This window comes from Cryobacterium sp. TMT3-29-2 (assembly GCF_004564305.1).
GTDB classification, from domain to species: Bacteria; Actinomycetota; Actinomycetes; order Actinomycetales; family Microbacteriaceae; genus Cryobacterium; species Cryobacterium sinapicolor.
In genome coordinates, this window is the sequence record NZ_SOGK01000106.1 from 1 (window position 1) to 13,746 (window position 13,746).

The following is a 13,746-nucleotide window of genomic DNA, read 5'->3' on the forward strand; positions in this document are numbered from 1 at the left end:
CCGGGCTTGACGCCTTCTTCGACATCGGCTTTCTTCAGCCAGTTCGCCAGGCAGGACTCCGAGATCCCGAAGTCCTTCGCGATCTGATTCAGCGGGGCTTCGTGCTTCCGGGCGACCGCTACAACATCGCGGCGGAACTCGGGCGGGTAGGGCTTGGGCATGATGACATCTTTCCAGCGAAGACGAATCTCCACAGGTCAGGAGTCAACCAAACCGGGGGCAGTCCCATTTCTCTTGCCAGACAGGCCAAAAAAACAGTTGTCCACGAGGGAGAGAGAACCCATGAACACGCTCGCCAGCATCAGCACTCACGTTCCCACCATCCAGCGATTCACTACCGACGCAGCTGCGCGCGGAATCTGGACCATCATCAGCGAGCCCGGAGACAGGGACACCGGAAACCTCATCGCCGCCCTGGGCGCGGAAGAAGCCCTGAACGTTCTCCTGCACGGCACCGGCGACGCGGCAGGACTCGACCTGGCCACACTCCGCGCCCGCATCCGGCCCCGCGCCACAGAGGGGAACATTGCCGCAGCTTTCGCGGCCGCAGACACCGGGTCGGCAGAACTCATCACCCCCGAGCACCCGCACTGGCCCGCAGGTTTTAACGACCTCGGCACCGCCGCCCCCTACGCGCTCTGGGCGCGAGGTACCACCGAGATCCTGGCCGACCCCCTGAACACAGCCGTCGTCGGGGCTCGATCCTCCTCCGCGTACGGCGAGCACGTCACCATGGAGATCACCGCGGGCCTGGTCAGCCGAGGCCACGTGATCATTTCCGGTGCAGCCTACGGGGTAGACGGAATGGCTCACCGGGCAGCGCTGGCTAGCGGCGGGCGCACCGTCGCGTATCTTGCAGGCGGACTAGACCGGTACTACCCCACCGGTCACGACGCTCTGCTCACCCGGATTGCTGAGGCAGGCGCGGTAGCTTCCGAAATCAGCTTCGGGCAGAGCCCCACCCGGTACCGGTTCCTGATGCGAAACCGGTTGATCGCGGCCGCCGCCCGCGCAACTGTCGTCACAGAAGCTGGCTACCGGTCGGGATCGTTGAACATCGCAACCCACGCCTTCACCATCGCCCGCCCCGTGGGCGCCGTCCCCGGCCCGGTCACGTCCCCGACCAGTGCCGGATGCCACCGCCTGATCCGCGAATTCGGTGCACAGCTCGTCACGAACGCTGAGGAAGCCGCCGCACTCTAGACAGGGCAGCCGGCCAGCTCCCGAGCTGGCCGGCGAGGGGGAGGAATCCCCCTCGCACTCCCCCGCAGCGGAATATCACAGTGATATCACTCTGATACTGCGACGGCGAAGCCGTCAGAAGCGATATGGAGCCGCTGTGCGGCACTGATTGCCGGGCATTTTGTCCTATCTGGCCAATCATCGTAGCTCCCTTGCGTGCCTGCGTCACCCGCAGTGTCGGACGCGCCCTGCGGGCTTATTTCGCCCGGCAATGCGGGCACTTCGGCACTCCCGGTCGCTATCGATTTCTCTTGCCAGACAGGCCAAAAAAACAGTTGTTCACGAAGAGAAGAGAACCCATGGTCGAGTCCGATTGCCCGTACGAGAACACCTACCCGAGGGAGCGCTACGCGGACGGGTGCGCCTGCAGCGGGTGCACCTCGGAAGGTGCCGTAGATACCCAGCCCGGAGAAACCTGCACCGCGACCCGCTACGCCGACAGCTTCGCCTAAACGAGGAAACAGAAATCATGCTCACCATCACCCACAGCCACGCCGCCGGAACCATGATCGACGGCACCAGTAAAGGCGACGGAACCGCCGACGTCCTCAAGACCGTTGGTTGGCGTTGGGGGCGCAGCATCAGCGCCTGGTTCGTCCCCCAGTCCCGCGACCGCCTCCCCAAGCTCCACACCATCACCCGCACCCAGGAGGCCTTGGAAGCGGCCGGATTCGAGGTCGAAACCGACATCGACAGCACGCGACGCACGACCGCCGAGGTTGAAGTCGGAAAGATCGGACGCCAGGCCGACCGGGTCGACGCCCTGGCCGCCACAGCCGACCGTAAGAGCACCGCAAGCGAGGACGCGTGGACCCGCGCCCGGAGCGCGCTTGACCGCTTGCCCGAGGGAGGGGAACCGATCAAGGTTGGCCATCACTCCGAAGGCCGCCACCGCAACGCGATCGCCAAAGCAGATACCGCCATGCGTAAATCAGTTGAAGCCAGCACGGACGCCACCCACGCCCAGGCACGGGCCGACGCATCATCGCCCCGCGCTACGACGACGCACAAGGCTACATCGACGCCACCGACGCCCAGAAGCAGGCCCGAGCAGACCACCTCGCACCCAACCTCGCTGAAAAGTGCGACCAGATCGCGTACTGGGAAGCCGTGCGCACCGCCCAGATCGAGAGCGGCACGGCCACCGGCTACGACCGCAGCACCGTCAAGAAGGGTGACCGGGTGAAGATCCGCGGCCAGTGGCGCGAAGTCGTCCGCGCCAACCCCAAAACCGTCAGTGTCAGCACCGGGTACACGTGGACCGATACCGCCCCGTATGCGGAGATCCAGCAGCACCAGCGGCCCGAATAACTGCCGCGTAGGCCGGCCCGCCCCAGGGCCGGCCGCCGTGAGGGGGATGGTGCCCCTCACACTCCCCCACCAGGTGAATCCGGCCTGGAGGCCGGACGCACACGGAGCCGGCTGCGCCGGCCTGCCTGATTCAAGACTTTTCTTCCCTTGGTGGCCAATCATCGTAGTTCGCTTCCGTGCCTGCGTCACCCGCACTCTCGCACGCGGTCGCAGGCTCCCTTATTTCGCACGAGAGTTCAGGCACTGCGGCACTCCCGCTCTCAATCGATTTCTCTTGCCACCAAGGGCAGAAAAACGGTGGGCGACAACACAACCACTGCCCACGAGAGAGCTCGGGACCCCGCGCACCTCACCAACCTTGGAGAGAGAACCCCATGACCACCAGCATCCGCAGCGTCAAGATCAACCCGACCGAAACCATCACCACCCTGGACGTGAACGAGGCCAGCATCGGGGCGGACATCATCGCCGCCATCGGTTGCCGGATGTTTGACGTCGTCGGCCTGGAGGACGAGATCGACCTCTTCGTCGATGATGAGGGCCTCATCAACGGGTCAACCCTGAACCTGCCCGCGACCGTGCTCGCCCACCGCCTCGGCCGCCCCACCGTCATCTTCGGTACCGCCATCGCCGTCAGCGTCACCGGAGACGGTGAAACCGTCGGCCTCACCGACGCCCAGCTCGCCCGAATCCAGCAGTCATTCGCGCAGAAGCCCGACGCCGGGACCGTCGACACCCTCGTCGACAGCCTGTCCCCGTTCCCCACCGTGGTGAGCATGCTCCGCAACATCTAGCCGCGACTCACCGGCTGGCCCTGACGGGCCAGCCGGTGAGGGGCAACCCCGCGCTACTCCCCCACCGGCGCGGCCACCGAACGCACGGATACGAACTCGAGTGCGTAACACCGGCCTGCGGCCGGCGGCGAGGGGCGAGTCCCCTCGCGCTCCCCCACCACGGCAGCTCGTGGTTCGCCCGGGCTCGTCGACCTGATGAGGGCGGAGAGGTTTACTGCTTCGAGGCTGGTTTCCTGGTTGTGGGCGCGGTGGTTCGTGCTTCGGCGGTGTCGGCGCGGGTGCGCTGTTCGCGGGCGTCTTGGCGTGCCTCGGCTAGTTCGGTGCGGATCTGCTCGTACTGCTGGTCCTGGCTGGTGCGGAGGTCAGCGACCCGCTGATCCCCGTGGACCCGCTCCCGGTCAGCGTCAGCCCGAGCCGCGTCCCGCTCCACACTCACCGTCGCCACCGTGCCGCGCAGAGCACTGACCTCTTCGCGCGACGTTTCACGCTCGGTGCGGAGCTGGTCCACCTGCTCTCGGGCAACGACCAGGTCAGCCTCGGCCCGCTTGGCCCGCTCCGCTTCCTCGTCAGCGCGGGCGACCGCGCCCCGGGCCCGCTCGTCCGCTTCCGCCCGCGCCATGACCGCAGCCTCCGCACGGGCTGTCGCCTCGGTGCGGGCTTGCTCGGTCTCGGTCAAACGCGCCTGGACGCCGGCCAGCTGCTCGCGGAGCTCGACCAGCTCCGCCTGCGCCGCCAAGTCCCGGGCCTCCCCCGCACTCCGGGTCGCGGCCAACTCGACCGTGACCTGCTCCAGCACCAGGGCCTGTTCGGCCAGCTGTTCGTGGGTCTCGGCCAGGGCTGCCTGCTGCTGCTCGGCCAGCTCGGAAGCCTCGACGGCGGCCGCGTCGGCCTCGACCCGCTCCGCTTCCGCCTTCCGCTGCGCCTGCTCCGCACGCGTCGCCCGCGCCAACGCCGACGCGACCTGCTCGGCTGCCTCGGTCGTGACCGATTCGATCTGGGCCTCGGCTGCGTCGGGATCCGCGACCGTGCGGAGCTCCTCGACCAGCGCATTCAGCTGGGCGCCGAGGTGCTCGACCATCCCCGCGACCTGACCCCGGATCTCACTCGCACGCTGCCTCGCCGCATCAACCGGACGCTTCTCGTCCTCGAGGCCCCGCGCCGGCTCCGCACTCAACCGGCGGCGCGCACGCCACGCAGCGGCCCGGTTGTGGCCCTCGTCATTGCAATACTCCGGCGGCCGCCCCGTCCCAGCCTCCGCAGCCACAGCAGGCCGCTCACACCCCGGGAACCGACACGTACGCTGCTCCACCTGCACCAGATCACTCATAACGTCACACTAACAGAACTAAAAACAAAACACGTAACAAAATAATGAAATACGAAATACGAAAGCAATGCTGGATGAGGTGGCTCTCACACTCACCGTCCGTCCCGGACGGTGAGTGTGAGGACTCATCTCTATGTCAGTAATGCGTGGACACTGCTCATCTCGATGTCAGGGTTGGCGCGGGCGACGCCTGTGGCCGGGGCAACCGCCGGTCGTGTCCTCCACCTGGTCCACGTCCACCTGGGCACTCCCCCACCTCGCGGCCGGCGGTGCCATGGTGGGTACTCATCCACCGCAGCTGGTTGCGTGCTGGAGTATCTGACTTCGTGACTTCGTGACTTCGTGACTTCGTGACTTCGTGACTTCGTGACTTCGTGACTCTGCAACTCTGTAACTTCCGAACTCTGTAACGTCCTAACTCCGCTATGTCCGGCCCCTATACATGTTCGGCGGGAACTTCCCCAGATATTGACTTCGTAAGTCTGTAACTTCGTAAGTCTGTTATGTCGGAAGTTCGTTACTCCGGAAGTTTGTAAGTGCAACACGCGCAAGCTGAATGAGTCTGTAGGTTCCGGACTCTGGTACTTTCGAACTAACAGACTTAGTAACAACCGAACTTCGTAACTTACGGAATCTGGAACTTACAGAGTTACAGACTGGAGATCGAATGCGCATTGTCTCAATAGCCAACCAAAAAGGCGGCGCCGGCAAGACAACAACAGTAATGAACCTCGCGAGCGTCTGCGCTGAGAACTCCCGGGTCTTGGTTGTCGACGTGGACCCGCAGGGATCATCCGCGTGGTGGGCCGACAGGGCGGGGGACAGCCTTCCGTTCGATGTCGCCGACGACACTGACCCGAGAAATCTCGCCCGGCTGCGTGAGCTGCCCTACGACGTTGTCTTCGTGGATACCCCAGGTTCTCTTGAAGGCCGAGACGTGCTCTCTACGGTTCTTGGGGAGTCCGACTTTGTTATCCTGCCCACTGAGCCATCTCCGCTCGCTTTTGCTCCGCTGATGGCAACGATTAATGAGGTCGTCCTGCCGGCAGGGGTGAACTATCGGGTTCTGGTCAATCGGGTCGACCCGCGCGTTCCGTCGGACCTGGTTGATGCCCAGGGGCTGTTGGATGGAGCTGGCTTTGCCCGATTCGAAGCGGCAATTCGCGACTACAAGATCCACAAGATGGCTCCCATTGAGGGCCGTGTTGTAACCCAATACGCAGACGGTGACTCCAGAATCGCCAGCAAGGCGCGCGAGGACTACCGACGAGTTGCCCTCGAGCTCGTTTCCTACTGGGCCAACACCAAGGGAGGCAAGTGATGGCGAGGACGAAACTCACCCAGCTGCTTGGCGATCCAAAACCGGAAGCGGTACAGGCAGTCGTTCAGGTGCCCGTTCCGACTGAACCGGCACCAGCACCGGCAACAGAACCCGAGCCTGTTCCTACTCCTGCGCGGGCGACCCGTGTGGTAACTAAGCTGAAAGAACCAATCGGGGCGTCTGACGTCGGGGGAGGCGCCCACTATCTTTCCTTCGTTCGGAAAGAGACACGCCTGCGCGGCGATCAGATGGATGCCCTCGCGGCCAAGGCTCGCCAAATCAACCGCAACAAGACAGACGGCGGGGAGCGCATCACAGACAACACGCTCATTCGCATAGCCGTAGACCTGCTGTTGGCCAGGGCCGACAAGCTCGCTGGAAGTACAGAGGATCAACTTCGTAACTCTGTAAGTTCGTAACTTCGTAGGCCGGCATCAATCTCCCCAGCCCTTCAATCAGATGTTTATCTGATGTACTGTGTCGATATGAGTACTGCGACTTTCACTGACCTTCTGCGCAAGCCCAAGGAGGTTCTGGCCCACATCGACGAGGGCCAGGTTCGGATCACGCGCCGTGACGGTGACGATCTCGTGATCCTTCGCGGTCACGATCTCGATGTCCTCGAGAACGGTGTAGCGCTCTCGAGTCGTCTGATCCGTGCGATCGGCCGGAACAAGGGCGACGTCGCGGCGGCGCTGACCGACCTGTTCGCGTGGACGGGGGAGTTCACCCCGGGGGAGCTGAGCGCGTACGCGGCCGAGATCGAGCAGCTGCTCTATGCCGCCAGTGAGCTGGGAACGTTTGAGCGGCTGCTGCGCGCGCAGCAGGAGTGGAAGGAAACGGCCCTGGCTTACGCGATGGGTATGCGACCTGTCGAGCCCATCGAGCTGCCGGCTGCTCCTGTCCGCGTTAATCGCCCGTAGATGGCGGGGAAACGCGGCACCCCGGTTCCGCGACCTGTAAAAGGCACCGAGTACGAAATCTTCTTTGGCAGTGTCGCTGCCGAACGCGGGTGGACTGATCTGAAGTCCACCGCGAAGAATGCCCTGGCGGACGCCTTCGACTATCTCACCGCACATCCCGCGAAGTACGACCCTGATCGCTGCTACAGACTGCGAGGAGATCTCGAGACAGTCCTTATCGACGGTGTAGCCCTCCCGCAGTGGCAGTACAAAGTGACCGATGGTGCTCGCCTCTGGTACGCCGTCGATGAGCCCAACGTCAAGGCGAAGAAGCCAGGACGCGTGTACATCACGAAAGCGGCCACCGGACACCCCAATGAAACGGACTCGAAGAAGAACTTCCGATAGCGGTCCAAGGAGCCCCACAACCAGCGGTCCGGATGCTGCGCCGAGATTCGGTTTTGGCCTGGGCTTGGGTACTGACAACCTGTCCGGCAGGGGCGAGGGGACACGGTACGGTCGTCATAAATGCTGAAACGACCAGGGACTATTATTCGCGGAACCGGTCGGCAAAAAGAAAGGTCGGTGTCGGGGTGGCGACAAGGTCTCTGAACGAGATTCGCAAGCGTGCGGGAAAGTTCGTGTCCGAGTGGAAGGATGAACCAGGCGAGGAGCGGCAGCAGGCGCAGTCGTTCGTCCGTGACCTCCTCGGCGTGTACGGCATCACGGAGACGAAAGCCGCCTCCTACGAACGGCGGGCGAAGAGGTCCTCGACTGGTAACGGCGGTTACATCGACGCTCTTGTCCCTGGTCTGTGTCTCGTGGAGATGAAGTCCGCCGGTAAGAACCTCGAGGAAGCTGAACGGCAAGCGTTGGACTACATCGACGATCTCACCGACGCGGAAGCCCCACGGTGGGTAATCACGAGCGACTTCCGGCAGTTTCGAATCCTCGACCTTCACGATCGGACAGAGGGTGCTGTCCAGGAGTTTGCGTTGACCGGCCTGCCAGTGAAGGCGGAAGCCCTGGCGTTCCTCGCCGGTTACCAAACTCGTTCGTTCGGATCCGTGGAGCAAGAGGCCGCATCTATCAAGGCGGCGCGCGTCATGGCCTCTCTGTACGAGACACTTGAGAAATCCGGCTACCCCGACCATGAGGCGTCAGTCTTCCTCGTCCGGATACTGTTCTGCATGTATGCCGACGACTCGGGTCTCTGGGATCGCGACCTGTTCACGGAATTCATCGAGGACCGGACTAGGGACGACGGCTCCGACCTCGGCCCGCAGATTGCGATGTTCTTCCAAGTGCTTAATCAGAAGATCAAACCTGGGCATCTCGATGAAGCTCTGCAGAAACTTCCGTATGCCAACGGCGGCGTTTTCGCGGAGACCATCAGCATCCCTGCGTTCGACTCCGAGATGCGTTCCAAGCTCCTCGACGCGTGCCGGTTCAACTGGGCTGACATCAGCCCGGCTATCTTCGGGTCGTTGTTCCAGGCAGTGAAGGACAAGAAATCTCGACGCCAGCTTGGTGAGCATTACACGACCGAGACGAACATCCTCAAGACCCTCGGCCCACTATTCCTCGACGACCTCAAAACCCGATTCGCAGATGAGCAGCACAGCGTCCAGGGGCTGAAGAAATTTCGTGCCCACCTCGGTCAGATACGCCTTATCGACCCAGCAGCGGGATGCGGAAACTTCCTCCTTCTGAGCTACCGGGAGCTCCGAGCGCTCGATCTCGCTGTCCTCATTCGTCTCCGGGAACTGGGCGACACCACCGAAGTTCCGACGATGTTTTTCACCCGCGACGACCTCGTCGTCCGGCCAGAGCATTTCTTCGGAATTGAAATCGAGGAATGGCCGGCCCGAATCGCTTCGACCGCGCTGCACCTCGCTGACCATCAAGCGAACCAGGCGATGTCCCTTGAGCTCGGCATGGCGCCGGATTCCCTTCCGCTTGGCACTATTGACACAATCCACGTTGGCAACGCGCTTCGTACGAACTGGCGGGACATTCTTAATCCGACTGTGAACACAATCGTCGTCGGCAACCCGCCGTTCAAGGGACACCGCGGACGAGAAGCGGAGCAGGCCGCTGACCTCCGTACAGTCTGGGGTCGTGAAGATATTGGACGACTCGACTACGTCACCGCCTGGTACCGAAAGGCCGTCGAGTTCTTCGACGGAGTTCCGGGCGGACGGTTCGCATTTGTGTCCACCAACTCCATCACGCAGGGTGAACCCGTTCCCACTCTCTTCGGGCCAGTGTTTGCGGCCGGGTGGCGTATCCGGTACGCCCACCGCACTTTTGGCTGGTCGTCAGAAGCGCCCGGGGCGGCAAACGTGCATTGTGTTGTCATTGGTTTTGACAGGGGCGGCCGGGCAGCGCCCGCTCCGACGCTGTTCTTCTACGACACCCTCCGCGGCGCTCCTACGGCGAAGACCGTGGATCGCATCAATGCGTACCTCATCGATGGTCCGAATATCCTCGTTGCCCAACGTCGAACGGTCCTCGCACCCGACTTGCCGCCGGTCACCATGGGGAGCATGCCTCGTGATGGTAAGAACCTCATCGTAGAGAAAGAAGACTATGCCGAGGTCACCGCCGACCCCGTCGCAGCGAAGTACCTTCACCGATACATGATGGGGGAAGAATTCATAAATGGTGAGGATCGTTGGTGCCTCTGGATGACCGACCTTGACCCGGCGGATGTCGATAGGTCTCCGGTGCTGCGGAAACGCCTCGAGGGGGTTCGAGCGATGCGTCTTGCGTCCAAGGCGCCCTCCACTCGAAAAATGGCGGAGACCCCTCACTTGTTTGGGCAGCGATCGCAGCCGGAGACCTCGTATCTCGGGATTCCGAAGGTGTTCTCCGAACGACGGCGCTGGGCCACTGCGGCGCGGATGCCCGCGGACGTAATTGCTGGCGACAAGGTCTACAAAGTGGACGACCCGGACGGATTTGCCTTCGCCGTGATGTCTTCGAGCATGTTCATCACCTGGCAGAAGTCAGTCGGCGGCAGGTGGAAATCGGACCCGTCGTTTTCCAACACCCTTGTCTGGAACACGCTCCCACTGCCGAAGGTCACCGACGTGTTACGACAAGCTGTGATCGAGGCTGGGCAGAAGGTCCTCGACGCGAGGGACCTCCATCCGGGGCGCTCGCTCGAAGACCTGTACAACCCGCTTGCGATGGACCCCGTGCTCGTGTCCTCGCACAACGCGCTCGATAGGGTCCTCGACAAGGCGTTCGGCGCCCGGCGGGCCTTGGTGACGGAAGCGGACCGACAGCGAGTGCTGTTTCAGCGGTACGAAGAGATGACGACTGCCGGGCAACTCTGACCCAGCCCGGTACCGACGGTTTCATGAAAGCTGCACGTCATGGTTGATGCCATTTTTCGAATGCGGTTCATCGTCCCGCAGTTGTGGATCGGATTAGATGCCGTAGGGGCCAACTTTGAACTGAACTGGGATGGCTCATTGGTTCGAGTTAATCTCCCCAGTGACGCGGAGTCGTTTTCTGATCTGCCAGAAAACTATCCACAAAATCCCTTACCGTCGCTCGTTGGGAGCGGGCCAGTGTTCGCAGACCCTGACCGTGATGAACGCACGGCGGCGTTGGTCCTTTTCGAGGTGACCGTTGAAACGACGACGGCGTTTCCGATGCCGAAACCAGATGACCTGACGGACGAGCTACGCACCATCGCTGACAACGACATCAATGCAACGCGGCCAATAGCCGAGGCGGTGGCCGGTTTGTTTCTTCGGCATCTTCGCGCTGCAGCGCCAGCACAGTCCTGGTTGGGATTGTCCACTCACGCGCCAGCGCAGTATGGGATCGCGCAACTCGAGTACCGCGAAACCGGCGAACGCATCTTGGGATACGGCCCGGCACAGTCGGTGACAATGCGATCGTCGCGCATTCGGCTCGACGTCGGCAGCATCGAGTCGATAATGGATGACGTTTCAGCAAGGCAAGAACCGAGCATTGCTGACTCGTTGCTCGCTGATGCCTGGCACCTCTCTGACGCACAGTCGGCAAACGACCAAGACCGGGCCACTCTGGTCGCGGCAACAGCGTGTGAGGTGAAGGTGAAGGAAATCATTCAGGATCGAGTTCCCCTGAGCGGGAAAGCGATGGCAAGGATGATCCTGAGTCGGCGGTCGAACCTTCCCGAGCTGCTTGACGAAGTGCTTCTTGCAACGCTGGGCGTGACATTGAAAAAGGCGAACGTCAACTTGTTCCAGGCGGTTAGCGCGTTGTCGACTCAACGGAATGCGATTGTGCACGGCGGTCGCCGCAATACAAAAGCCACTCAATCGCCTCTGCCTGCGCAGGTTGGGTCGAGTCTGTTCGAGTGGCTTGAGCAGCTTCCCAAACGCGAGTAAGCACTGCGGCACTGGACGGCCCGGGTTTTGCTGGTTCGCAGCCATAGGCGATCGTAATCGTGAAGGTCGGGTCGTCGCCCCCACAGAATCCGGCGGGAGTAATTTTGCTGATGCTCGGTTCCGGAATCAACCGTTGCCGGGGGAGTGCCGCCGAACTTACGTCTCAGGTGCACGGCGATCACTCGAATTTGGGGTACACCCCAGTTGGACGTCAGGTCCTAGTGTGAAACTTATGTCAGACAACGTCGGTGTCTTCATTCTTTGACACTCGCCGGCGTGGCTCTTGGAGTCGCCCTGACACATCGCGGTCAGTCGTTGGTCATCCAGGTGACAGCGAATCCACCCGAAGCGACGCGAGGACTAAGTGTTGTCTCGTTCAAATGTGAGCCATGCGGTGATGTCGAGTGGTTGAGTTGGCGGCAGGTCGATCGCTGATGGGCTGATCTTTCGCGGTGCGGGATTGGTCTGCGGTGACTCGCTCAATTGTCTCCGCCTGAGTTTGGTGTAGGTGCGACGCTCGGTTCAAGAGCGACGGGCGGCGCCGAAGAGGGAGCGGGAGTCGGCGGGGCCGTCGGCGTCTGCTGTGTGAGGGGCCGCACTTGGGCAAAGGGTGGCACGGCCGGAGTAGCGGTGGAGAGGTCGGGCTCGCCACTGGGTTGCAAGTTATAGTCCACCGAGTCGACCTTGTTGAGGGGGAAAACGTTCCAACCGGTTCTCCCCGGTACGTCAGAGCTGGGGACCAAGAGGACCTCCGTCCCGTCGTCGCCGTATGTGGTAACCCACGGTGTGGCGTTCGGATCGCCGACGGTCGTGAGTGGTTTTCCATCCTGGTCGAAGAGTTGCACGCCGGTGAGAGGTTGACCGTCTGAGTCATAGGCGAACACATTGGAGACCTCGTTACCGTCGAGGAGCAGGCCTTGTGGAACGTAGTCCTCCACGTATTGGTCGGCCGAACTACTCCACGGTGTGGCGAGCACAAGAAGAAGTGGCAGCGCGATGATCGAGCAGACGCTGACCAGTGTCCTAAGCGGTGGCAGCCATGACCAGGGGAGCCATCGTTCCCGTCCCCATTGCACGCTGACGGTGACGAATAGCAGGAGCAGAACCCACTCAGTGCCATTCGACGGCAGAGTACTGGCAAGGCTGGTGTCGATAACTAGAGCCGAGATGACCTTGTAGACGGCCCAGCCCCGCAGCACCCACCAGAACGGTCGGAGTGAGATGAAGAAGTCCAGGGTGTGCGAGCCGATCACTGTCGATCGTGCCTTACGGGCGAGGTTTGATCGCTGTGCGCTGGCCCAGGTGCGAAGTTCGTTGGCGGTCCAGGCGGATGGCAGCCGCGGCTTTCCCCTGACTGGTAGCCCGGCCGCAGCCCGCAACTCGTCGGCGTAGCCGACCGCATCGCCCGGATCGAAACCTTGCGCATCGAGATCCTCGGCTTGCTCGGTCAGATCCGCTTCAAGTCCGTCCGTGAGTTCTTCGACATCTTCACTGGGAAGGTCGCTGAGCGCGGCGCGCACGGCAGCGGCAAAATCACGGATGGCCAGGGTGGGTGAGGTGGTCGTGCTCATGACTTGTCCCCAATCGTGCGGATGGTAGCGGTGGGCTGGTGCTGTTCTGTGAGGAGGAGTGACAGTGTGTTGGCGAACTGAGTCCAGCTGGCTCGTTGTTCGGCAAGCATGGTCCGTCCCTCAGTGTTGATTCCGTAGTACTTGCGGTGCGGGCCGCCATCGGAGGGCACAACATAGGTTGACAATGCACCCGCGGTATAGAGGCGCCGGAGGGTTCCATAAACCGAGGCGTCTCCCACCTCTTTGAGGCCGGCAGCGCGCAGGCGCCGCACAATGTCGTAGCCATAGCCGTCTTCTTCCTGAATGACGGCGAGCACCGCGACGTCGAGCACTCCTTTGAGTAGCTGCGTGGTGTCCATGTATCTCCTTCGACGCATCACACACTACTACGCGGTACGTGGTAGTCATTCCGACGCCACGCAGGATGTTGGCACCGAACAGTCATTTTCCGAAGTCGCCTGCACAAACTTCCGTACTCGCCTGCACAATCGTCGCGGCGATGCCCCCCTGGCCGAGTTCGAGCGGGCCCTTATCTCTGGGCGCACCGTGGCCGGGCTCGCCGCGGCGCGAGCACGGGGGAGGACCGGTGGGCGTCCGTTCAAGATGACGCCGGCCACGATTCGCCTGGCCATGGCCGTCATTGGTCAGAAAGAGACGAAGGTCCGTGAACTTTGCAAGGAGCTTGGGATCACTCGGCAGACGCTGTACCGCCATGTCTCACCGACGGGGGAGCTACGGCCTGACGGCGCGAAGTTTCTCTCCAAGAATTGGCGGCCAGTCGGGACTGCCCCGAGTTCAGTTGACTCAAAGGGTTAGTGGTTTCAGGCGGCCTTGAGGGCCACGTTTATTGTTTCAAACTCGATCGGGGTGAGCTTACCGAGGCGGCG

15 protein-coding genes and 1 pseudogene are annotated in these 13,746 nt (G+C 62.2%); 11 read left to right on the forward strand and 5 right to left on the reverse strand.

The window, feature by feature from the left end; translation table 11 throughout:
* On the reverse strand, positions 1-161 hold a 161-nt coding region (locus E3O67_RS11805), incomplete at its 3' end, for a transposase (protein WP_167726609.1).
* 121 nt (positions 162-282) lie between these two features.
* On the opposite strand from E3O67_RS11805, the gene dprA reads away from it, so the two are divergent.
* Positions 283-1,203 carry a DNA-processing protein DprA gene (gene dprA / locus E3O67_RS11810; protein ID WP_167726611.1) on the forward strand — a complete coding sequence of 307 codons (921 nt, stop codon included), beginning with the start codon at positions 283-285 and terminating at the stop codon, positions 1,201-1,203.
* A gap of 487 nt (positions 1,204-1,690) precedes the next feature.
* On the opposite strand, the gene E3O67_RS17485 is transcribed toward dprA, so the two are convergent.
* The gene (locus tag E3O67_RS17485; RefSeq protein ID WP_241982150.1) at positions 1,691-2,116 is read right to left on the reverse strand and encodes a hypothetical protein; all 426 of its coding nucleotides are present in this window, start codon (positions 2,114-2,116) and stop codon (positions 1,691-1,693) included.
* On the opposite strand from E3O67_RS17485, the gene E3O67_RS17845 reads away from it, so the two are divergent.
* The 3 genes from E3O67_RS17845 (at position 2,006) to E3O67_RS11820 (ending at position 3,347) form a co-directional block, all read left to right on the forward strand.
* Positions 2,006-2,428, forward strand: a complete 423-nt coding sequence (locus E3O67_RS17845) for a DUF3560 domain-containing protein (RefSeq protein ID WP_370260457.1) — start codon at positions 2,006-2,008, stop codon at positions 2,426-2,428. The two genes, E3O67_RS17485 and E3O67_RS17845, sit on opposite strands and share 111 nt — an antisense overlap.
* Entirely contained in the window at positions 2,353-2,553 is a 201-nt protein-coding gene (locus tag E3O67_RS17215; RefSeq protein WP_198418979.1) for a hypothetical protein, read from the forward strand. Before E3O67_RS17845 ends, E3O67_RS17215 begins: the two co-directional genes overlap by 76 nt.
* 374 nt (positions 2,554-2,927) lie before the next feature.
* On the forward strand, positions 2,928-3,347 hold the full coding sequence (locus E3O67_RS11820) for a DUF3846 domain-containing protein (RefSeq protein WP_135102788.1): 420 nt from the start codon (positions 2,928-2,930) through the stop codon (positions 3,345-3,347).
* Between the two features lie 211 nt (positions 3,348-3,558).
* On the opposite strand, the gene E3O67_RS11825 is transcribed toward E3O67_RS11820, so the two are convergent.
* The gene (locus E3O67_RS11825; RefSeq protein WP_174776832.1) at positions 3,559-4,425 is read right to left on the reverse strand and encodes a hypothetical protein; all 867 of its coding nucleotides are present in this window, start codon (positions 4,423-4,425) and stop codon (positions 3,559-3,561) included.
* Positions 4,426-5,341: 916 nt separating this feature from the next.
* Between E3O67_RS11825 and E3O67_RS11830 the strand changes: the two genes are divergently transcribed.
* The 6 genes from E3O67_RS11830 to E3O67_RS11855 all read left to right on the forward strand — a co-directional run bounded on the left by E3O67_RS11830 (position 5,342) and on the right by E3O67_RS11855 (position 11,288).
* Positions 5,342-5,995: a ParA family protein gene (locus E3O67_RS11830; protein WP_134367338.1), complete on the forward strand. Its 654-nt coding sequence runs from the start codon at positions 5,342-5,344 to the stop codon at positions 5,993-5,995.
* Positions 5,995-6,414, forward strand: coding sequence for a hypothetical protein (locus E3O67_RS11835; RefSeq protein WP_135102789.1), 420 nt, complete (start codon positions 5,995-5,997; stop codon positions 6,412-6,414). Before E3O67_RS11830 ends, E3O67_RS11835 begins: the two co-directional genes overlap by 1 nt.
* Before the next feature lie 66 nt (positions 6,415-6,480).
* Positions 6,481-6,918, forward strand: coding sequence for a hypothetical protein (locus E3O67_RS11840; protein WP_134367334.1), 438 nt, complete (start codon positions 6,481-6,483; stop codon positions 6,916-6,918).
* Complete coding sequence (locus E3O67_RS11845) at positions 6,919-7,305, forward strand: hypothetical protein (protein WP_134367332.1); 387 nt, start codon at positions 6,919-6,921, stop codon at positions 7,303-7,305. It begins immediately after the preceding gene.
* 32 nt (positions 7,306-7,337) lie between these two features.
* Positions 7,338-10,241: a DNA methyltransferase gene (locus E3O67_RS11850; RefSeq protein WP_338145438.1), complete on the forward strand. Its 2,904-nt coding sequence runs from the start codon at positions 7,338-7,340 to the stop codon at positions 10,239-10,241.
* Positions 10,242-10,280: 39 nt separating this feature from the next.
* Positions 10,281-11,288 (forward strand): hypothetical protein, encoded by a 1,008-nt coding sequence (locus tag E3O67_RS11855; protein WP_134368729.1) that lies wholly within the window; start codon positions 10,281-10,283, stop codon positions 11,286-11,288.
* 479 nt (positions 11,289-11,767) lie between these two features.
* On the opposite strand, the gene E3O67_RS11860 is transcribed toward E3O67_RS11855, so the two are convergent.
* Both E3O67_RS11860 and E3O67_RS11865 read right to left on the reverse strand, forming a co-directional pair.
* Entirely contained in the window at positions 11,768-12,859 is a 1,092-nt protein-coding gene (locus tag E3O67_RS11860) for a hypothetical protein (protein ID WP_135102790.1), read from the reverse strand.
* On the reverse strand, positions 12,856-13,218 hold the full coding sequence (locus E3O67_RS11865; protein WP_135102791.1) for a PadR family transcriptional regulator: 363 nt from the start codon (positions 13,216-13,218) through the stop codon (positions 12,856-12,858). Before E3O67_RS11865 ends, E3O67_RS11860 begins: the two co-directional genes overlap by 4 nt.
* A 142-nt stretch (positions 13,219-13,360) precedes the next feature.
* Between E3O67_RS11865 and E3O67_RS17490 the strand changes: the two are divergent.
* A pseudogene (locus tag E3O67_RS17490) lies at positions 13,361-13,675 on the forward strand (helix-turn-helix domain-containing protein); the annotation flags it as partial.
* Between the last annotated feature and the right edge of the window lie 71 nt (positions 13,676-13,746).

Coding starts and splice junctions, on each gene's coding strand:
- dprA (WP_167726611.1), top strand. CDS start 283: ATGAACACGCTCGCCAGCATCAGCACTCACGTTCCCACCATCCAGCGA.
- E3O67_RS17485 (WP_241982150.1), bottom strand. CDS start 2,116: ATGGCCAACCTTGATCGGTTCCCCTCCCTCGGGCAAGCGGTCAAGCGC.
- E3O67_RS11820 (WP_135102788.1), top strand. CDS start 2,928: ATGACCACCAGCATCCGCAGCGTCAAGATCAACCCGACCGAAACCATC.
- E3O67_RS11825 (WP_174776832.1), bottom strand. CDS start 4,425: ATGGTCGAGCACCTCGGCGCCCAGCTGAATGCGCTGGTCGAGGAGCTC.
- E3O67_RS11830 (WP_134367338.1), top strand. CDS start 5,342: ATGCGCATTGTCTCAATAGCCAACCAAAAAGGCGGCGCCGGCAAGACA.
- E3O67_RS11835 (WP_135102789.1), top strand. CDS start 5,995: ATGGCGAGGACGAAACTCACCCAGCTGCTTGGCGATCCAAAACCGGAA.
- E3O67_RS11840 (WP_134367334.1), top strand. CDS start 6,481: ATGAGTACTGCGACTTTCACTGACCTTCTGCGCAAGCCCAAGGAGGTT.
- E3O67_RS11845 (WP_134367332.1), top strand. CDS start 6,919: ATGGCGGGGAAACGCGGCACCCCGGTTCCGCGACCTGTAAAAGGCACC.
- E3O67_RS11850 (WP_338145438.1), top strand. CDS start 7,338: ATGCTGCGCCGAGATTCGGTTTTGGCCTGGGCTTGGGTACTGACAACC.
- E3O67_RS11855 (WP_134368729.1), top strand. CDS start 10,281: ATGGTTGATGCCATTTTTCGAATGCGGTTCATCGTCCCGCAGTTGTGG.
- E3O67_RS11860 (WP_135102790.1), bottom strand. CDS start 12,859: ATGAGCACGACCACCTCACCCACCCTGGCCATCCGTGATTTTGCCGCT.
- E3O67_RS11865 (WP_135102791.1), bottom strand. CDS start 13,218: ATGGACACCACGCAGCTACTCAAAGGAGTGCTCGACGTCGCGGTGCTC.